Origin of the sequence: Beduini massiliensis, from assembly GCF_000829905.1 — a bacterium.
GTDB lineage: Bacteria > Bacillota_I > Bacilli_A > Erysipelotrichales > Coprobacillaceae > Beduini > Beduini massiliensis.
In genome coordinates this window covers 233,248-251,994 of record NZ_CDPP01000006.1, presented here as the reverse complement: position 1 = coordinate 251,994, position 18,747 = coordinate 233,248, and the positions used below count along the sequence as shown (strand labels likewise).

The window sequence follows — 18,747 nt, the reverse complement described above, 5'->3', positions numbered from 1 at the left end:
GGGGGAGGTGCAATCGCTAATTTTCTTTTGAAATTGACAAGAAATATAAAAAAGCACTGATTTATTCAGTACTTATCCGCTTTCAATCTATTTTCAATTTATCAAAATAAATGTTCGATCAAAATTTTGATTCCCATTAAGATTAAAATCACTCCGCCAAGAATATCTGCTTTGGCTTTAAGTCTGCTTCCAAACAGATGCCCGATTTTAACCCCTATGACAGAAATGACGGCAGTGATAACGGCAATGATCAGTGTCGCATCAAGAATTTCTATCCTAAAAAATGCAAATGTGATGCCAACGGCAAAAGCATCAATACTACAGGCAATGGATAATGGGAACAGTGTTTTAAAATCAAAAGCAGGGCAGACTTCTTCTTCCATATGCGCTTCCCTTAACATGTTAATGCCGGTATAAGTTAATAAAATAAATGCGATCCAATGATCGATCTGGACGATGTGAGCGGCAAACTGCCTGCCTAATAAATAACCGATAAAAGGCATCAGTCCTTGAAAAAAACCAAAATAGATACCGACTTTAATTCCTTTTCCCCAATCCATCTTGTGCATTGGCAAACCTAAGCATAAAGCTAAGGCAAAGGCGTCCATTGCCAGCCCGACAGCGATAAAAATCATTTCTGTATATCCCATTGTGTTCACCTGACCTTCTTTTCTATACATACGCAGTTTAAATCTAATTTATTAGTATAGATTTTCAATTATAAAAAAGCTATAATAGAGTCTATAAATCAGATAGGAGGAGTTCCCATGAAAGAATTGGCTTTATTATCATTGTTGGAAAAGAATGCCCGCATGGAAGTAAAAGACTTGGCAATGGCTTTGCAGGAAAGCGAAGAGAATGTATTAAATACAATGAGCGATCTGGAAAAAAGAAAAGTAATCTGTGGGTATCATACGATGATTAATTATGATCATTTGAATAAGGATGATGTCATGGCTTTGATCCAAATCAATGCCACTCCTGAAAGAGAATACGGATATGATCGTGTCGCAGCAAACATTTATAAATTTCCGGAAGTAGATACGATGTATTTATTAAGCGGAGCCTATGAGTTTTTAGTGATTATTAAAGGAAAGACAATGCAGGATGTGGCTAACTTTGTGGCGAGCAAACTGGCGATTATTGAATCTGTGACCGGAACATCTACTTATTTTGTCTTAAAGCAATATAAAAATAATGGGGTTGCTTTTGTTGCGGATGAGGACCCTAATGACCGTTTGGTGGTGACACCATAATGTATGAAGAATATTTAAGTCAGAAAGTAAAAGAAATAAAACCAAGTGGCATCCGTAAATTCTTTGATCTGGCAAGTCAGATGGAGGGCGTTATTTCTTTAGGGGTAGGAGAGCCGGATTTTGCGACTCCATGGAAGATTCGTGAGGCTGCTATCTATTCGATTGAAAAGGGAAAAACCTTTTATACAGCCAATCAGGGGTTATTGGAACTGCGTGAAGAAATCTGTAAGTATCAAAAAAGACGTTTTAACTTGGATTATGATCCGATTAAAAATACGATTGTCACTGTTGGCGGAAGTGAAGGAATTGACATCGCTTTGCGTGCATTAGTGAATCCGGGCGATGAGGTCATCTTGCTAGATCCCAGCTATGTAGCTTATATGCCGGGAGTACAACTGGCAGGGGCAGTGCCTGTTACCATTACTTTAACACAAGAAAATCAGTTTAAGCTGACCCCGGAATTGTTAGAGGCGGCAATCACCGATAAAACCAAACTGCTTTTATTGAATTTCCCGAATAATCCAACCGGAGGATTCATGACGAAAGAAGATTATGAAAAAATCGTTCCGATTATTAAGCAACATGATCTTTTAGTTATTACCGATGAGATTTATGCGGAATTAAGTTATGATGAAAAGTTTTGTTCAATTGCATCATTTGATGAAATTAAGGATCATGTGATCTTGATCAGCGGTTATTCTAAAGCTTATGCGATGACGGGGTGGCGTTTAGGTTACGTGTTAGCACATGAAACCTTTATAAAAGCGATGAATAAGATTCATCAGTTTGTGATTATGTCGGCACCAACGGCAGCTCAGTATGGCGCTATTGAAGCCATGCGTCATTGTGACAGTGAAATTGAAAGTATGCAGCAGTCTTACATGCTGAGGAGAAATTATATCGTTGAAGGATTTAATAACTTGGGCTTGGAAACGTTTATGCCGCAAGGGGCTTTCTATATTTTTCCATGCATAAAGTCGACTGGAATGACCAGTGAGGAATTTTGCGAAGCGTTGCTGAATGATCAAAAAGTTGCCTGTGTACCGGGAACAGCTTTTGGTGATGCCGGAGAAGGATTTATTCGTGTTTCTTATGCTTACAGTATCGATCAGATCAAAGAAGCATTGGGGCGAATTGAACTGTTTTTAAATAAGATAAGGAAATAATGAGAAGCTGTTTCAAATAGAAACAGCTTTTTTATGATATTATAAATATTTTAAATTATATTTTTGATTTTCATTAAATGTAAAGGGGTTGCGTTGACTTATATCAAGAAACATGATAAAATTTATATAGATAAATAATATAAATAATTTTTATAATGTGTATGGGGAACAGGATTGTTTTTGCTGATTAGACAAAAGGGGCGAAATTGTCTAACAATAAATGTTTTTTATAAGGAGTCAAGAAGGGAGTGCTGACTTATGAAAAAAATGATGATGTGTATCCTTATGCTTTTGATAGTGGGGTGTCAGAAACAAGAACCAAACGTACAAAATGAAAATTGGTATATGGCTGTGAAATCCACAAAAAGTGATGCAGAATATATCCCGTTTTTAGATGAAGCGTATTTCACGGATAGTTCTTTGGAAGAAATCAAGAAAACAGAGGGCGTAGAAGAGGTACAGCCTATTTATATTTTTGATACAAACTTGACTGAACCGGGTAAATTAGATAGTCCTTATGGCAATGTAAAAGTATATAAAGACGCTGATTTGGTTTCTGAATATTTCTATGATCCGGCACATGAGACTGTGAAAAGTTTTCAACTAATAAATATACTGGGGTACCCAAGTGGTTTAGATATGAATGCGTATACTGCTGTTCAAAGTAAAGAGGGAGTCAAGGATGGATGCTATTTGAGTGCAGATGTCGCACAGCAGTTAGGGATTAGCCATTTAGATGATTCTTACACGCTGGAAATTTATTGTTTGATTCCTGTAAGCAATACAATCGATGAGACAATGCTGGAGGAATATCCGGATCTGGTACAGGATGTAACGAATAATAAGCAATTCTTATATCCTTATACATTAAAAATTAAGATAGCAGGAATCTTGAATGATGAACTTTCATCATCACGCGGACAGTTATATGTTCCATTGCAACTGATGCAAGCGTTAATCAAAGAACATCAGATAGAAGAGGTTAGAACGAATAATTATCTTGTTAAAGTGAAAAATAATGATGTTTTAAATACTTTGCAAGGATTGGATACACAACTGAAAATGAGCAAGTATCCTTTAGAGGAATTCAAATATTCATAAAATTTAATTTAGCCGATATTGGGGATGAACGTTAGGGTTCATCCTTTTTCGATATTTTTCTGTCTCGTAATACAATAGATGGGTTCAAAAATGAACAGGAATTAACTAATGATTTTTAATAATGAACAGCTATTGTAAGTCCCTAAAAGATAGACTAAGATGAGTTCAAGGAGGAAACAAAAATGCAAGTAAAGAAAGAAGAAATAAGGCAAAAGATATTAGATGTTGCAGAAGATGAATTCTTAAAACGCGGATACGAGAACGCATCTATGCGAGTGATTGCCAAAAAAGCCAATACGACACTGGGGAACATCTATCACTACTTCCCTAATAAAGAAGCTTTACTGGTAGAATTGCTTACTCCAACCTTGGATAATTTAGATATCGGATTAGCCGATCATTTAAAACTAACAGAGATTTCATATACACTGCAAGATCTTATTGATTATATTGATCGTTATGAACAAGGGGAAGATTTTAAAGAATTAGATTTTCTTTTGGATAAGAAGATTGTCATTCTTTTAGAACTAAACAGCAGTTCCTTGTTAGAAAGAAAGGAGAAACTGTTAGAGACCTTTAATGAGCATCTTTGCTGGCATCTAGGGATGGGCGAGAAAGATGGATCATACAGTAAGATTATTATCAACATGGTAACCGATTGTATTAAACAGGCGTTGCTGGAGAATGAGACGTTCATTGAAACAAGAAAAGAATTTATTAAATTATTTCGTTTCTTTTGTACCGGGATCGCAACACGTTATAAATAGGAACACTTGCTTTTAAGTCAGTGTTTTTATTATGGCAAAAAAATGGAAAAGAGGACATTAAAATGATTCATGTAAGCAACTTATGTAAATATTATCTAAGTGGGGGAAAACAAACTGTGGCATTGGACCATGTCAGTTTTGATATAAAAGAGGGAGAATTTGTGGTGATCTTGGGACCATCGGGAGCTGGTAAATCCACTTTACTGAATATTTTAGGGGGGATTGACGGACTGAGTGAGGGAGAAGTGCTGGTTGATCAGCAAGCTATCGGACAGCTGAGTGAGAATGCATTATCTTTCTATCGAGCCAATCTGATTGGCTTTATCTTTCAATTCTATAATTTGATTCCAACCTTAACGGTATATGAGAACATTGCTTTGATGAAAGATATTAAAAAGGATATCTTAGATCCAATGTATGTTTTAGAACGGGTAGGATTAAAAATGCACGCAAAAAAATTTCCCAATCAGCTTTCGGGCGGGGAACAGCAGCGTGTATCGATTGCCAGAGCGGTGACAAAAAATCCTAAGGTACTCTTATGTGATGAACCCACCGGTGCATTGGATAGTGAGACAGGGAGCATGGTCCTGCAGCTGCTTTGGGATATTTGTCGGGAATATCGTAAAACCACAATTATTGTGACCCATAATGCAAGTATTGCCCAGGCAGCAGATAAAGTCATTACAGTTAAAAACGGTAAAATCAAAGATATTCAAGAGAATGCACATCCATTAAGCATTCAGGAAGTAGAGTGGTAATCATGCTGTATAAAAAAATGCTGAGAGATATCAAAGTCAATAAAATACCGTTTATTGCTATTTTCTTAATGATGTTCATGGCTAATTTTATTTTTTCCGGGATTACCAGTGAATACTATGGCTTGCAGTCAAAATTTAATCATTATATTGAGGAAACAAAGTTAGCGGATAGCTGGGCTTATGGCCAGCTGTTTGAAGAAGATAAGATACAGGAATTAAGCAATGAATCCAATATTGAGACGGCTGAGGGACGAATTCTTATTCCGGCAACACTGACAGATCATCCTGAAAAATCTATAGACCTTTATATAAAACAAGGGGATACGCTGTCCAAGTTTAAAGTGGTCGAAGGCATAGCATACCAAAAAGAGAACGATGGTATTTGGTTAGATGCACAGTTTGCCCAAGCGAATGGTTATCGGCTTCATGATACGATTACTTTAGAATATCAGGGGATTAAGCTGGAAAAAGAAATTGTAGGATTGGGCTATCATCCTGAATATATCTATCATGCAGATGACGGACAGATGGTGCCAGATCATCAAAACAGCGGATTTGCTTTGATAAGCAAAATCTATTTTCCTTATCCTATGGCATATAATCAGCTGTTGATATTAGGGAAGGGGGATTTGCAAACAACGGTTCAGAATCATTTTTCTCAGGCAACATTGCTGATGCAAAAAGATCATCCTGCTTATTTAATGGTCAATGAAGAAATTAATCAACATAAAGAAATAGGGATACTGTTTGTTTGTGCTTTCCTATTCATCGCGGCATTGGTAACAATGACAACCTTGCATCGTCTGTTGAGTTCACAAAGAATCCAAATTGGGGTCTTGAAATCTTTGGGCTTTAATAAGCGTCAGTTATTTATTCACTATATCACTCACAGTACATGTGTTTGTTTAGCCGGATCGCTCCTTGGTTTTTTTCTTGGCTCTTTAGCACTGCCGCCCTTGCTATTTAACTTTATGAATGAGATGTACACGATTCCCGATTTAAAAGCACAGCCGCTGCCTTATGGCTGGTGCTTGCCATTGGGGTGTGCATGGGGATGTGCGGTAATTTCATTTTTAATCTGCCGCAAATATCTGTGTGGTAATGCCGCTGATATTTTAAATGGCAAAACAAGTAAAAAGAAATATAAAGCATTGCCTTTTCCTATGTTCTGGCAGCATCTATCTTTTTCAACGCAATGGAATGGACGTGATATTTTCCGTAATCAACTGCGAAGCATGATGAGTATTTTAGGGGTGATTGGCTGTGTTGCCTTGCTTTATGGAGCGTTTGGTCTTTACACATCAATGAATCACTTGACTATTTGGAATATGAATACAGTACAAACTTATGAGACCAAAGTAACCGGTGATTTCAGTGACGAAAAATATACTCAGCAGATTAAAGCACTCATGGATGGCGATACGATCATGGAAAGCGGTGTAGAAATTCTTTATGATCAAAAATCACGTTCGGTCACTTTTACCGCACTTGAATCTCAGCAATATCTGCATTTGATGAAAAATGAGCAAGAAGAAATAAGCCTGAGTGATGGGCTGGCTATTTCCAAAAATATTGCCGATGATTTAAACCTGAATATCGGAGATCCGCTTCAATGGAAATTAAATGGCAGCGATCAATGGATAACCAGCACAGTAAAAGCCATTATTCGTACCCCCCTTAATCAAGGGATTACTATAAAAAAAGAAGAGATGGAGCGCTTAGACCTTGATTATCAGCCCACCTCAATCATAGGGCAGACCTTGGATGAATCTTTACTAGAAGCAAAGAATACAACCAGTATTCAAAATAAAGAAGATCTGCAAAATGGATTAGATACAATGATGCAGGCATCGATCATGATGTGCAGTATCTTTGTTGCTGCGGCGGTGCTGTTGGGGAGTGTCATCCTATATAATTTAGGCACTCTTTCCTATAATGAACGTTATTATGAAATGGCAACCTTAAAAGTGCTGGGCTTTTCTAATATGAGGATAAGAAAGTTGATGATCCAGCAGAATCTATGGCTAAGTATTATTGGCATCATTCTGGGATTGCCGGCAGGATATTCATTTATTTTGGTCTTACTTTCGACGGTTCAAGCGACCATTGACATTACCGTCTATATTCCTATGTATATTTATTTATTCAGTATTTTAGGGACATTGCTCCTGTCATGGGGAATCAATCGTCTGCTTTCCAGAAACGTTTATCATATCGATATGGTGGCAGCATTAAAAGCTAACGAGTAAAACCACAAGATTCGATGTATAAGCAGATCGACAATACTTGCCGGCTGTTACTGTAAATTTATCAAGGAAGATGCCATTACTTATAAAAAATACTGATTTCATCAGTGAAATCAGTACTTTTTTCTATTTTGTAAGTGAAGACAGATCGCCTTGTTGGATGGCAAGCAGATTTTCAGATATCTTTTCAATCGACCAATCCCACCACTTTAACTCAAGAAGCTGCTCAATGTCCTTTTTAGGAAAGCGAAGGCGTATGGCTTTCGCAGGGATACCACCAACAATCGTATAAGGCGGAACATCTTTCGTTACAACGGCACGGGTACCGATAATAGCCCCATCACCAATCGTAACACCAGCTAGGATGATGGCTTCATAACCAATCCAAACATCATTCCCAATGACGATATTGCCTTTGTTGTCCCAAGCTTTTTTCGGACTCATGCCATGGTCCCATTCCTCATAAAAAATGGGGAAAGGGTATGTCGATAAAGAATCTAAAGTATGATTGGCACTGTTCATTAAAAATTTCACTCCACAGGCAATCGAACAGAACTTCCCAATCTTCAGTTTGTCCTGATTGATGGGGTAATGGTAAAATACATTATTCTTTTGAAAATCCCGGGGATCATGAATAAAGTCATTATAGATCGTAAAATCTCCAATTTGAATGCGCTCATCTTGAACGGCGTTTTTTAAATAAATCGTTTGTGTATCCCCCAAACGAGGATATAGTTTAGTTTTATCTGGAATCATCATTATTTCTCCTATTCTATTTGTCCATATTGATCATTCCAGTTACTGCAATGCAACGTTTCACACTATCCCTTCTCTCTATCTTTAATTTTATCATAAGAGGGTTTACTTTAGTAAGATTTTTTGAGAGGATAGAGATAAAGTAAAAAGAAAGGAGATCTAAGATGACTTATATTGAAATGAAAGATGAGGATGTTTTTAAAATAACGGATCTCTATATTCGTACCTTTAATCAAGCACCATGGAACGACCGCTGGGAAACATGGAGTGTTCAAAAACGTTTGATGCAGATGGCAAAAGCACCTGACTTTTATGGGTTAATGTTGTATCAGGAGAATGATATAGTAGGTTTTATTTTAGGCAATGCGCAGCAGTATTATGATGGCATTAAGTTTGAGATTAAAGAGTTTTGTATCGATCCCCGTTTTCAAAGTGGAGGATATGGGACAACCCTTTTAGCGGAGTTTGAAAAACGTTTGCTGGCTCAAGGGATAGATGAGATTATCTTATTGACTTTAAAAGCGCCGCAAACAGAAGGGTTCTATCATAAAAGGGGATATACAACCTTAAATGAAATGATTTTGATGAATAAAAAGATCAGAGGGAAGCGACATGACGGATAAAATGCTTTGCGTGTTAGCGGGATATGATGATCAGACTTCACAGCAATTCGATGTCTTTAAAAGATATTTGAAAGATTTTAAAAGTAATGAAACAAGAGGGCTGCCTCATCATATCACGCTATGTTGTGTACCTGTTGAAAAGAAAGAAGACATACAAAGAGCGATGAAAAAGGCTGCTGCTGAAATATCCATATTTCCTGTGACGTTTAATCACATCGGGATATTTGGCGGAGCTAAGGTTCTGTTTATAGCACCTGATGTGAATTCGGCGTTGCTTAACTTGAAAGAACGATTTGGGGAGAGTTGGAATTGGACAGCCCATACTACCATGCTGATGAATGAATCAGAGGTTATTTGTCAAGCGTCAGCCATTCTTTTGGAAACATTTCATGCGTTTGAGGGGAAAGTAGATTGTTTATATCTTTATGAATTTTTTCCTGCTCGTTTGATTTGTTCGGTAAAACTAAAAAAGAGCGAGAACGCTCTTTAGAGACAGCTTTGAAAGGCTGTCTTTTTTAATACCATGATTTGCTCATTGTGAATATCCTTTTCTCCGTTAAATAAAAATCCAAGCTTTTTATATAAGTGCAAAGCTACCGTATTATCTTCATATAAGCTTAAATATACTTCTTCATCGTCATAGTGATTAAAAATATGTTGGATCAAAGTAATTAATGCTTTTTTGCCATATCCTTTTTTCTGCTGGCTTTGATCAATCAAAAAACGATCTAACCAGACACGTCCATGATCTCCTTCTGTTTTCCATAATCCGTACATGGCAAAACCAATCAAAGTTTCATCATCATAGATACCTACAGGTTTCCATAAGGGCAAGGCATCAGCTTCTTTCAAACAATCTTCTACCGATTCGATGAAATGTGTCTGACTGGGTAAAAGTGACAGCTTTAGTATTTCTTCTTTGTTTTTTGCACTGACAGGTATTAATTGTATCATTGTTTCACCTCTTACCCATAATAGCATATTTTCAGAAATTTAGATATTAATACGATCTTAATACGGATACAGGTTCCTTAACACTATTCTAATTTTTACTGTGCTAGACTGAAAACGTAATAAGGAGGGGTATACATGAATTGGATTGTCGTAGGCATCGGAATGTGTGCAATAGGCTTTCTGATGTATCTGGTTAAAATATTATTGTGGGGGGATAAATGATGACATCAGCATGGATTCAAATAGCGTTATATTTAATCATTTTAATTTTATTAGCGATACCGTTAGGAAACTATATCGGGAAAGTAATGACTGGGGAAAAAGTATTTCTTAGTAAGCTGATTGCCCCAATCGAAAAAGTAATATATAAATTGTTAAAAGTAGATGTTTCAGAAGAAATGAACTGGAAAAAGTATGCCATAAGTGTCTTTGTTTTCAGCGGTATCTTCTTTGTTCTTTTATTTGGTATCCAGGTTTTGCAGGGAGTTCTTCCTTTAAATCCTGAAGGCTTGAAAAATGTAAGATGGGATTTGGCATTTAACACCACTTCAAGCTTTGTGACGAATACAAACTGGCAGGCTTATTCAGGGGAAAGCACATTATCTTACTTTACGCAGATGCTAGGGTTAACTGTACAGAACTTTGTTTCGGCGGCGGTAGGAATTGCAGTCTTGTTTGCTTTGATTCGTGGTTTTGTAAGGGTTCAAAAAAAGGGATTAGGTAATTTTTACCAAGATGTTACACGGATTATCCTTTATATTTTGATTCCTTTATCTCTAGTTTCTGCTGTTGCGTTAACATCTCAAGGGGTTTCTCAGAATTTTAAAGCTTATGAACAAGTGGATCTTGTGGAACCGATCGTTTTAGAAGATGGTACTGTGATTGAAAAAGGAGTGGTTCCACTGGGACCGGCGGCAAGTCAAATTGCAATTAAGCAATTAGGGACAAATGGCGGTGGCTTTTATGGTACCAATTCGGCACATCCTTTAGAGAACCCGAATAATGTAACTAATCTGATTGAGATGCTTTCTATCTTATTAATTCCGGCAGCCTTATGCTTTACTTTTGGCCGCAATATTCATGACCGCCGACAGGGAAGGGCAATATTTGCGGCAATGTTCATCGTTTTAACATTGGCAACTTCAGCTATCGTCGTTAATGAACAAATGGCAACACCGCAGTTATCTCAAAATCAAACGGTAGATCTTACACCCCATCAGCAGGCAGGCGGGAATATGGAAGGAAAAGAAAGCCGTTTTGGTATTGCGGCATCTTCCACTTGGACGGCTTTTACGACAGCGGCTTCAAACGGTTCTGTCAATGCGATGCATGACAGCTATACACCACTTGGAGGAATGATCCCGATGATCTTAATGCAGCTTGGTGAAGTGATTTTTGGTGGTGTCGGCTGTGGATTATATGGAATGATCGGTTTTGTCATTCTAACGGTATTCATTGCTGGATTGATGGTAGGAAGAACACCGGAGTATCTTGGCAAAAAAATAGAGCCTTATGAAATGAAAATGGCAGTTGTTTTATGTTTAGCGACACCTATTGCGATCTTGATAGGCAGCGGAATAGCCGCAATCGTTCCTTCCGTCGCAGATAGTTTAAATAACGGTGGTGCACACGGCTTTTCTGAATTGCTGTATACGTATACATCTGCCGGGGGAAATAACGGTTCAGCATTTGCTGGGTTCAATGCCAATACGATATTTGTAAATTTAAGTACAGGATTCTCTATGTTGTTTGCACGCTTTGCACCGATATTGGCAACATTAGCAATCGCCGGAAGCTTGGTGAAAAAGAAAAAAATAGCGACGGGGGCGGGAACTTTAGCTACGCATAATGCTATGTTCGTCGGACTGTTAATCTTTGTGATCGTATTGATCGGAGCATTGAGCTTCTTTCCGGCGCTGGCATTAGGACCCATTGCCGAATTCTTTGGTATGTGATAGGGGGAGAATAAGATGAATGTGAAAAATAAAAATGGCTTTATCGATCGCAAAATGCTAAAACGAGCGATCAAGGATTCCTTTATTAAACTGTCTTTTAAAACACAGAAAGAAAATCCGGTGATGTTTCTGGTCTATCTTTCTTCAATTTTAACGACATTATTGTGGATTGCTTCATTATGCGGATACAGCGATGCCTCACCTGTCTTTATCTTTGGAATTACAGTGATTTTGTGGTTTACTGTGTTATTTGCGAATTTTGCGGAAGCAATTGCCGAAGGACGTGGAAAAGCACAGGCGGATGCGCTGCGTGCATCTAAAAGAGATGTCGAGGCACATCGTATTCCTTCTGTCAACCGTAAAGATCAGATTGAAAACGTATATTCGACAGCTTTAAAAAAGGGCGATATCGTCTATGTAGAAGCAGGGGAACAGATTCCCGCAGATGGTGACGTTATTGAAGGTGCTGCTTCTGTAGATGAAAGTGCCATTACAGGAGAATCCGCTCCGGTCATTCGTGAAGCCGGTGGTGACCGCAGTGCGGTTACCGGTGGAACCACATTAATTTCGGATTGGCTGGTGATCCAAGTTACTCATGCTTCCGGAGAAAGCTTTTTAGATAAAATGATCGCAATGGTCGAAGGTGCGGCAAGAAAAAGAACACCAAATGAAATCGCATTGCAGATTTTTCTGATTGCATTGACGATTATCTTCTTGTTAGTCACTGTATCGCTTTACACCTATTCTGCTTTTTCGGCTAGTTTAGCGGGAATTGCAAATCCGATCTCTGTGACGTCTTTAGTCGCACTGCTCGTTTGTTTAGCGCCGACGACCATCGGAGCGTTGCTTTCTGCTATTGGGATTGCCGGGATGAGCCGTTTAAATCAAGCCAACGTGTTAGCCATGAGCGGGCGTGCCATCGAAGCTGCCGGAGATGTGGATATCTTGATGCTTGATAAAACAGGGACAATTACTTTAGGGAATCGTCAAGCCTGTGAATTTATTCCGGTAGATGGAGCAGACATGGAAGAATTAGCGGATGCCGCTCAGCTATCTTCATTATCGGATGAAACACCGGAAGGTCGCAGCATCGTTGTTTTGGCGAAGGAAAAGTTTAATATCCGTGGTCGTAATCTGCACGAATTAAATATGGAGTTTGTTCCATTCAGCGCAAAAACACGAATGAGCGGTGTGAATCTTAATGGTTTGGAAATCCGTAAAGGAGCCATGGACGCGATCAAAGAGTATGTGGAAGCACATGGACATGTTTATTCAAAAGAATGTCAGCAGGTGGTGGAAGAGATATCCCATAAAGGCGGAACACCGCTGATTGTGGCAAAAGATTTCAAAATTCTCGGGGTTATTTATTTAAAAGATATTATTAAACAGGGTGTTCAGGAAAAATTCGCAGATCTAAGAAAAATGGGGATTCGCACTATCATGATTACAGGTGATAACCCATTGACAGCAGCTGCTATTGCCGCAGAAGCAGGAGTAGATGATTTTCTGGCAGAAGCTACACCGGAAGGCAAGCTGCAAATGATTCGTGATTTTCAGGCAAAAGGTCATTTAGTAGCGATGACGGGGGATGGAACAAATGACGCACCGGCGTTGGCACAGGCAGATGTAGCAGTGGCAATGAATACCGGAACACAAGCAGCAAAAGAAGCCGGGAATATGGTCGATTTAGATTCGTCTCCGACAAAACTGATTGAAGTCGTTCGTATTGGTAAACAGCTGCTGATGACACGAGGCAGTTTGACTACTTTTAGTATTGCGAATGATTTAGCCAAATATTTTGCAATCATTCCGGCATTATTCATGGGATTGTATCCGGGATTAAGGGCTTTAAATATCATGCATCTTCATAGTGCGGAAAGTGCCATTTTCTCCGCTGTTATTTATAATGCGTTGATTATTATTGCTTTAATTCCACTTGCTTTAAAAGGAGTTAAATACCGTGAAGTATCTGCTTCAAAGCTGTTGACAAGAAACTTGCTCGTCTATGGTGCAGGCGGAATTATTGCTCCGTTTATTGCAGTGAAGGTCATTGATATTATTATTACCGCTTTAGGCATTATATAGGAGGAATACACATGAAAACTATTTTACCGATCTTTAGAAAGATGATCGTCTTTGCTTTATTGCTCACAATCTTATGCGGAGGTCTTTATACATTAAGTGTGACGGGTATTGCTCAAGTGCTGTTTCCTCATACTGCCAATGGCAGTATCATCGAAATTGACGGTAAAAAATACGGCAGTGCTTTGTTAGCTCAACAGTTTACAGAGGATAAGTATTTGTGGGGACGTATTATGAATGTGGATACCGCAACCTTTACCGATGAATCCGGACAGCCGCTATCTTATGGCACTCCATCTAATCTAGCTGTAACAAGTGAAGAATATGAGCAGCTTATCAGTGAAAGAGTACAGAAAATTTTGGCAGCACATCCCGATCAGGCAGGAAAGCCGATTCCTGTGGATTTAGTCACTTGTTCAGGAAGCGGATTGGATCCGGAAATTTCTGTAGCTGCAGCGAAATACCAAATAGAACGTATTGCCAATCAACGTCATATAACTTCTCAGGAAGTAGAAGCGATTATTGACCGTTATACTACTTCAAGATTTCTAGGTATCTTTGGTGAACCGGTTGTCAATGTGCTGAAAGTTAATCTAGCGTTGGACGGCATCCTAAAATGACCGTCATATACCCGATGAATAAGGTGCTAAGCAGAGAATACTCTGTTTTTCAGATGACTGGCTCGTCATCTAAAATAAAGAATCTGTTTTATCTGGTCTTGGGGTTAGCCCGAGATTTTGACACCAAATGTGAAGTGCTGACTTTAGAGGAAACATCGCAGCTATGGCTGCTGTTTCCCAATTCCTGCATGGATTGCAGTATGTTTGGTCACGAATATAAAGAGACCCTTTATGAATTGCAAGATGACTTTCAGCTCACGGTTCACGGTATCAGTGAAGCAAATGAGCCGGCTTGCTTAATGTTTAGTGCAAAGGAAAAATGTTTAGAGGTTACCTATCAGAATATTTCCGGCGAACCCTTTTTGCAGCTTTATGCTATTCATCTGCAAATGACTTTCTCAAATGAAATTGCTGAGAGATTTGTCAAAACAATATTAATGGAGTGGGATTTTTCTAAGCCGTTGATTGCGGCTGATCCTTTTTGGAAAAATCAACTTAAAGAAAAAGATCTGTTTGAGACAGATACTGATAGTTATTACTATGATTATATTCTCTTAGAAGAACAAGAAAATAGAAATGAATTGTTGAAAGAAGCATTGTCGTTAAAACAGTTATCTAAATTATGGGAGATCTTCTTAAATGAACAAGTCACTCCCTATGAATTATCCTTATTTGAACAGGGGATGTCTCATTTAGATCTGTTTCGTTTGGAAATGTCACTGCGTATGGCTTTAGTGCAGAGTGAAATCAAAGTAGTTTTGACCTCGCGATATTTTGAGATTTATAAGAATGATCAACGATTGTGGTTAGATAGTCATTCGGCAGCAGAAGGAGAAAAACTATTCCTAAAAATATTATTTCCGGTGAAGAGAAGATTTTAATCTTCTTTTCTTTATACAATCTTAATACATCGCTAAAAATCTATATAGTATCCTAATGTGATTGAAAAAATTATTGTGTATAATGAAGATGATGAAACGGGGGATATCGAAATGGAAGAAGAACGCTTGAATCCCGATGAACTCTTAGAAAGCATAAATGAAGAGAAGCATCGGGGGAAATTAAAAATCTTTTTTGGTTATGCTGCCGGTGTTGGAAAAACTTATGCTATGCTTAAAGCCGCACACACGGCATTGAAAGCGGGAATCGATGTCGTTATCGGCTATATTGAACCGCATACCCGTCCGGAAACAATGGCACTAGTCGAAGGGCTGGAGCAGATTCCCACACTTGAAATTGCCTATAAGAATATGATGTTGAAAGATTTTGATATCGATCGTGCGATCACACGTCATCCGCAGTTGATTTTAGTTGATGAACTGGCGCATACCAATAGTTTAGGAATGCGTCATAAAAAACGCTATCAAGATATAGAAGAATTATTAAGGGCGGGAATCGATGTTTATACGACGGTCAATGTCCAGCATTTAGAAAGTTTAAATGATATCGTTGCTTCCATTACGGGGGTTATTGTTCGCGAACGTATACCTGATGATCTTTTTGATTCTGCGGATCAGGTAGAATTGGTTGATATAGAACCTGATGAATTGATTGAACGTTTAAACGAAGGGAAAATCTATTCGCAAAAGCAGGTAAGTAAGGCGTTGGAAAACTTCTTTTTAAAGGAAAATTTAGTGGCATTGCGAGAAATTGCATTGCGGCGCAGTGCTGACAGGGTGAATCGTCTGGTTGAAAAAAACAAGCAGAGAACGCATAAAGCAGACTACTTTACGGAGGAACATATTTTGATCTGCCTGTCTTCTTCTCCTTCCAATGCGAAAGTAATTCGAGCGGCTTCCCGTATGGCAAGAGCGTTCAATGGCTCTTTTACCGCTCTATATGTGGAAAAATCAGAAACATTAAGCACAGAGGATAATGGACGTTTGCTTAATAATATCAAGTTAGCCGAACAATCCGGAGCAAGGATCGTGACGATGCATGGTGAGGATATAGCTGAGCAAATTTCTGAATTTTCAAAAGCTGCAGGTGTATCGAAAGTCGTGATTGGGCGTTCCAACAATAAACGACGTTATTTTTTCAATAAGCAGAGTTTAGTAGAGAAACTGACTGTCTTAGCTCCTAATTTAGATGTTTATATTATTCCTGATTATCCCAATGCAGTGTTTCATAAAAGGAAGAATTGGAAAAAAGCAGTTCATTTTTCTTTTATTGATTTGTGGAAAACAATGAGTATATTGGCCATTGCTACCTTAATCGGTGCTTGGTTTTACAGTCTGGGATTTAGTGATGCTAATATTATCACCGTGTATATTCTAAGTACTGTGGTTATTGCAATGGTGACAAAAGGGAGAATTTACAGTGTCACTTCTTCTTTGCTTAGTGTTCTTATCTTTAATTATTTCTTTACGTACCCACATTTTACATTGCTGGCATATGATAAAGGCTATCCGGTTACATTCTTAGTGATGTTTATTGCTTCATTTTTGATCAGTACCTTAACTACTCGGGTGAAAGAACAGGCACGTCAATCGGCACGACAGGCACATCGTACCAGTGTTCTTTTAGAAACCAGTCAAAAACTGCAACGAATGATGACCTATGATGAAATTCTCAAACAGACAGCTTTTCAGGTAATCAAATTGCTGAATTGTCCGGTTGTGGTGTATGCTTGCGAAAATGAAACATTAAAAACACCGATTTTTTATCCCGTAGACCCTAGTACCACAGGGGAAGATTATATCGCGGCAGATGAACAGGCAGTAGCGCAATGGGTCCTTAAAAATAATAAACATGCCGGAGCTTCTACGAATACCTTACCGGGTGCAAAATGTCTGTATTTAGCGGTGCGCAGTCAAAATCAAGTCTTTGCAGTCTTGGGTATTGCGATAAAAAACAAGGAACAGATCAGCTCTTTGGAAAAGAATCTGTTAGTTGCCTTATTAGGTGAATGTGCCTTGGCTTTAGAAAAAGAAGCGGCTACCCGTACTAAAAATGAAATAGAAATGCAAGCCAAACAGGAACAGCTGCGTGCTAATTTACTAAGATCTATTTCTCATGATTTACGTTCGCCACTGACTTCTATTTCCGGAAATGCAGGTATTTTATTAAATAATGGGACGATTTTAGATGAAGTTAAAAAACAATCTTTATACAGTGATATTTATGAAGATTCCATCTGGCTGATTAATCTGGTAGAAAATTTGCTGGCTGTTACGCGTATCGACAATGGGACAATGGCTCTTCATATGGAACCGGAATTAGTAGAGGAAGTATGTGTCGATGCATTAAGTCATATCAGTCGCAAAAGCCGAGAACATGAGATATCCTTACATGTGGAAAATGAATGGCTGATGGCAAAAATGGATACCCGTTTAATTGTGCAGGTGTTGATTAACATTGTGGATAATGCAATCAAATATACACAGATTGGGTCTAAAATTGACATTAATGTCAGAAAAGAAAAAACAATGGTTCTCTTTGAAGTTGCGGATAATGGAAAAGGGATTCCAGACGAGGATAAAAGTAAACTGTTTGAAATGTTTTATACGGCTAATTCAATATCAGGTGACAGCCGTCGAGGCTTAGGTTTAGGCTTAGCTTTATGTCAATCCATCATTCAGGCACATGGAGGAGAAATCGGAGTTCGGGATAATCAGCCGCAAGGAACGGTTTTCTACTTTACTTTGCCAGCTCAGGAGGTTAATCTATATGGTTGATATTACTATTTTAGTTGTGGAAGATGATCGCGCGATCCGTAACCTCATTACCACTACTTTAGAAACACAGCATTACGTATTTTATTCTGCCAAAACAGGAGAATCGGCGATTATGGAAGCTGTCTCCAGAGCACCGGATATTATTATCTTAGACTTGGGTCTGCCGGATATTGACGGAATAGATGTCATTAAGAAGATCAGAGGTTGGTCCAATGTACCGATCATTGTCGTTAGTGCCAGAAGCGAGGATCGGGATAAAATCGAGGCATTGGATGCCGGCGCGGATGATTTTCTTACTAAGCCTTTTAGTGTCGAAGAATTGTTGGCACGTCTGCGTGTCACAATTCGCCGTTTAAGCTATGATGCGCAGATTAAACCGGATGAAACGGAATTTATCAATGGTGCATTGCGAATTGATTATAGGACTCGTCTTGTCTATATTGATGAAGAAGAGATTCATTTAACTCCGATTGAATATAAATTGCTTTGTTTATTAGCTAAGAACGTTGGAAAAGTGCTGACTCATAACTATATCCTGCAAAAGGTATGGGCGAATGCGATAGCGGAAGATGTCCCTTCTCTAAGAGTGTTCATGGCTACCTTACGTAAAAAGATTGAAAAGGATACAGCACATCCGCAATATATTCAGACCCATATTGGGGTAGGGTATCGTATGCTGCAGATCGAACAAAAAAAGGGATAACTTCCCTTTTCTTTATATAACTTTAATGATCTTGGATATACCCTTGATGCCATCTTTATGAAAGAAATGGTATTGTTTAAGTA

The 18,747-nt window shown here is 38.4% G+C and carries 17 protein-coding genes; 14 read left to right on the top strand and 3 right to left on the bottom strand.

The window, feature by feature from the left end; all coding sequences use genetic code 11:
- Window positions 1–101: 101 nt before the first annotated feature.
- Window positions 102–650, bottom strand: coding sequence for a manganese efflux pump MntP (locus tag BN1225_RS11310; protein ID WP_041139932.1), 549 nt, complete (start codon window positions 648–650; stop codon window positions 102–104).
- A gap of 117 nt (window positions 651–767) precedes the next feature.
- Between BN1225_RS11310 and BN1225_RS11305 the strand changes: the two genes are divergently transcribed.
- From BN1225_RS11305 to BN1225_RS11280, 6 genes are all read left to right on the top strand, one after another.
- Window positions 768–1,256, top strand: a complete 489-nt coding sequence (locus BN1225_RS11305; RefSeq protein WP_041139931.1) for an Lrp/AsnC family transcriptional regulator — start codon at window positions 768–770, stop codon at window positions 1,254–1,256.
- Complete coding sequence (locus BN1225_RS11300) at window positions 1,256–2,422, top strand: aminotransferase class I/II-fold pyridoxal phosphate-dependent enzyme (protein ID WP_187117557.1); 1,167 nt, start codon at window positions 1,256–1,258, stop codon at window positions 2,420–2,422. The genes BN1225_RS11305 and BN1225_RS11300 overlap by 1 nt, the downstream gene beginning before the upstream one ends.
- 258 nt (window positions 2,423–2,680) lie before the next feature.
- Window positions 2,681–3,523 carry a hypothetical protein gene (locus tag BN1225_RS11295; protein WP_041139929.1) on the top strand — a complete coding sequence of 281 codons (843 nt, stop codon included), beginning with the start codon at window positions 2,681–2,683 and terminating at the stop codon, window positions 3,521–3,523.
- 182 nt (window positions 3,524–3,705) lie between these two features.
- Window positions 3,706–4,290 (top strand): TetR/AcrR family transcriptional regulator, encoded by a 585-nt coding sequence (locus tag BN1225_RS11290; RefSeq protein ID WP_041139928.1) that lies wholly within the window; start codon window positions 3,706–3,708, stop codon window positions 4,288–4,290.
- A gap of 62 nt (window positions 4,291–4,352) precedes the next feature.
- The gene (locus BN1225_RS11285) at window positions 4,353–5,048 is read left to right on the top strand and encodes an ABC transporter ATP-binding protein (protein ID WP_041139927.1); all 696 of its coding nucleotides are present in this window, start codon (window positions 4,353–4,355) and stop codon (window positions 5,046–5,048) included.
- Window positions 5,049–5,050: 2 nt separating this feature from the next.
- Window positions 5,051–7,297 (top strand): ABC transporter permease, encoded by a 2,247-nt coding sequence (locus BN1225_RS11280; protein WP_041139926.1) that lies wholly within the window; start codon window positions 5,051–5,053, stop codon window positions 7,295–7,297.
- Between the two features lie 123 nt (window positions 7,298–7,420).
- Here the strand turns inward: BN1225_RS11280 and BN1225_RS11275 are convergent, their stop codons facing one another.
- Window positions 7,421–8,053 (bottom strand): CatB-related O-acetyltransferase, encoded by a 633-nt coding sequence (locus BN1225_RS11275; RefSeq protein ID WP_041139925.1) that lies wholly within the window; start codon window positions 8,051–8,053, stop codon window positions 7,421–7,423.
- Between the two features lie 161 nt (window positions 8,054–8,214).
- On the opposite strand from BN1225_RS11275, the gene BN1225_RS11270 reads away from it, so the two are divergent.
- Both BN1225_RS11270 and BN1225_RS11265 read left to right on the top strand, forming a co-directional pair.
- Complete coding sequence (locus tag BN1225_RS11270; protein ID WP_041139924.1) at window positions 8,215–8,673, top strand: GNAT family N-acetyltransferase; 459 nt, start codon at window positions 8,215–8,217, stop codon at window positions 8,671–8,673.
- The gene (locus tag BN1225_RS11265; protein WP_041139923.1) at window positions 8,663–9,163 is read left to right on the top strand and encodes a 2'-5' RNA ligase family protein; all 501 of its coding nucleotides are present in this window, start codon (window positions 8,663–8,665) and stop codon (window positions 9,161–9,163) included. The genes BN1225_RS11270 and BN1225_RS11265 overlap by 11 nt, the downstream gene beginning before the upstream one ends.
- On the opposite strand, the gene BN1225_RS11260 is transcribed toward BN1225_RS11265, so the two are convergent.
- On the bottom strand, window positions 9,160–9,627 hold the full coding sequence (locus BN1225_RS11260) for a GNAT family N-acetyltransferase (protein ID WP_041139922.1): 468 nt from the start codon (window positions 9,625–9,627) through the stop codon (window positions 9,160–9,162). The two genes, BN1225_RS11265 and BN1225_RS11260, sit on opposite strands and share 4 nt — an antisense overlap.
- A 218-nt stretch (window positions 9,628–9,845) precedes the next feature.
- On the opposite strand from BN1225_RS11260, the gene kdpA reads away from it, so the two are divergent.
- Genes kdpA through BN1225_RS11230 form a run of 6 tightly spaced genes read left to right on the top strand, consistent with a single transcriptional unit; the run spans window position 9,846 to window position 18,664 of the window.
- On the top strand, window positions 9,846–11,582 hold the full coding sequence (gene kdpA / locus BN1225_RS11255; RefSeq protein ID WP_317621640.1) for a potassium-transporting ATPase subunit KdpA: 1,737 nt from the start codon (window positions 9,846–9,848) through the stop codon (window positions 11,580–11,582).
- Window positions 11,583–11,597: 15 nt separating this feature from the next.
- A complete protein-coding gene (gene kdpB, locus BN1225_RS11250; protein WP_041139920.1) occupies window positions 11,598–13,667 on the top strand; it encodes a potassium-transporting ATPase subunit KdpB in 2,070 nt (689 codons plus the stop codon).
- Window positions 13,668–13,678: 11 nt separating this feature from the next.
- Window positions 13,679–14,284, top strand: coding sequence for a potassium-transporting ATPase subunit KdpC (gene kdpC / locus BN1225_RS11245; RefSeq protein ID WP_041139919.1), 606 nt, complete (start codon window positions 13,679–13,681; stop codon window positions 14,282–14,284).
- Between the two features lie 14 nt (window positions 14,285–14,298).
- Complete coding sequence (locus BN1225_RS11240; RefSeq protein ID WP_147585211.1) at window positions 14,299–15,165, top strand: hypothetical protein; 867 nt, start codon at window positions 14,299–14,301, stop codon at window positions 15,163–15,165.
- Window positions 15,166–15,222: 57 nt separating this feature from the next.
- A complete protein-coding gene (locus BN1225_RS11235) occupies window positions 15,223–17,961 on the top strand; it encodes an ATP-binding protein (protein ID WP_317621639.1) in 2,739 nt (912 codons plus the stop codon).
- The gene (locus BN1225_RS11230) at window positions 17,954–18,664 is read left to right on the top strand and encodes a response regulator (RefSeq protein WP_041139916.1); all 711 of its coding nucleotides are present in this window, start codon (window positions 17,954–17,956) and stop codon (window positions 18,662–18,664) included. The genes BN1225_RS11235 and BN1225_RS11230 overlap by 8 nt, the downstream gene beginning before the upstream one ends.
- The last annotated feature ends 83 nt before the right edge of the window (window positions 18,665–18,747 follow it).

Bases quoted from the DNA above. Each gene is read 5' to 3' on its own strand.
- BN1225_RS11310 (WP_041139932.1), bottom strand. From the start codon at position 650: ATGGGATATACAGAAATGATTTTTATCGCTGTCGGGCTGGCAATGGAC.
- BN1225_RS11305 (WP_041139931.1), top strand. From the start codon at position 768: ATGAAAGAATTGGCTTTATTATCATTGTTGGAAAAGAATGCCCGCATG.
- BN1225_RS11300 (WP_187117557.1), top strand. From the start codon at position 1,256: ATGTATGAAGAATATTTAAGTCAGAAAGTAAAAGAAATAAAACCAAGT.
- BN1225_RS11295 (WP_041139929.1), top strand. From the start codon at position 2,681: ATGAAAAAAATGATGATGTGTATCCTTATGCTTTTGATAGTGGGGTGT.
- BN1225_RS11290 (WP_041139928.1), top strand. From the start codon at position 3,706: ATGCAAGTAAAGAAAGAAGAAATAAGGCAAAAGATATTAGATGTTGCA.
- BN1225_RS11285 (WP_041139927.1), top strand. From the start codon at position 4,353: ATGATTCATGTAAGCAACTTATGTAAATATTATCTAAGTGGGGGAAAA.
- BN1225_RS11280 (WP_041139926.1), top strand. From the start codon at position 5,051: ATGCTGTATAAAAAAATGCTGAGAGATATCAAAGTCAATAAAATACCG.
- BN1225_RS11275 (WP_041139925.1), bottom strand. From the start codon at position 8,053: ATGATGATTCCAGATAAAACTAAACTATATCCTCGTTTGGGGGATACA.
- BN1225_RS11270 (WP_041139924.1), top strand. From the start codon at position 8,215: ATGACTTATATTGAAATGAAAGATGAGGATGTTTTTAAAATAACGGAT.
- BN1225_RS11265 (WP_041139923.1), top strand. From the start codon at position 8,663: ATGACGGATAAAATGCTTTGCGTGTTAGCGGGATATGATGATCAGACT.
- BN1225_RS11260 (WP_041139922.1), bottom strand. From the start codon at position 9,627: ATGATACAATTAATACCTGTCAGTGCAAAAAACAAAGAAGAAATACTA.
- kdpA (WP_317621640.1), top strand. From the start codon at position 9,846: ATGATGACATCAGCATGGATTCAAATAGCGTTATATTTAATCATTTTA.
- kdpB (WP_041139920.1), top strand. From the start codon at position 11,598: ATGAATGTGAAAAATAAAAATGGCTTTATCGATCGCAAAATGCTAAAA.
- kdpC (WP_041139919.1), top strand. From the start codon at position 13,679: ATGAAAACTATTTTACCGATCTTTAGAAAGATGATCGTCTTTGCTTTA.
- BN1225_RS11240 (WP_147585211.1), top strand. From the start codon at position 14,299: ATGAATAAGGTGCTAAGCAGAGAATACTCTGTTTTTCAGATGACTGGC.
- BN1225_RS11230 (WP_041139916.1), top strand. From the start codon at position 17,954: ATGGTTGATATTACTATTTTAGTTGTGGAAGATGATCGCGCGATCCGT.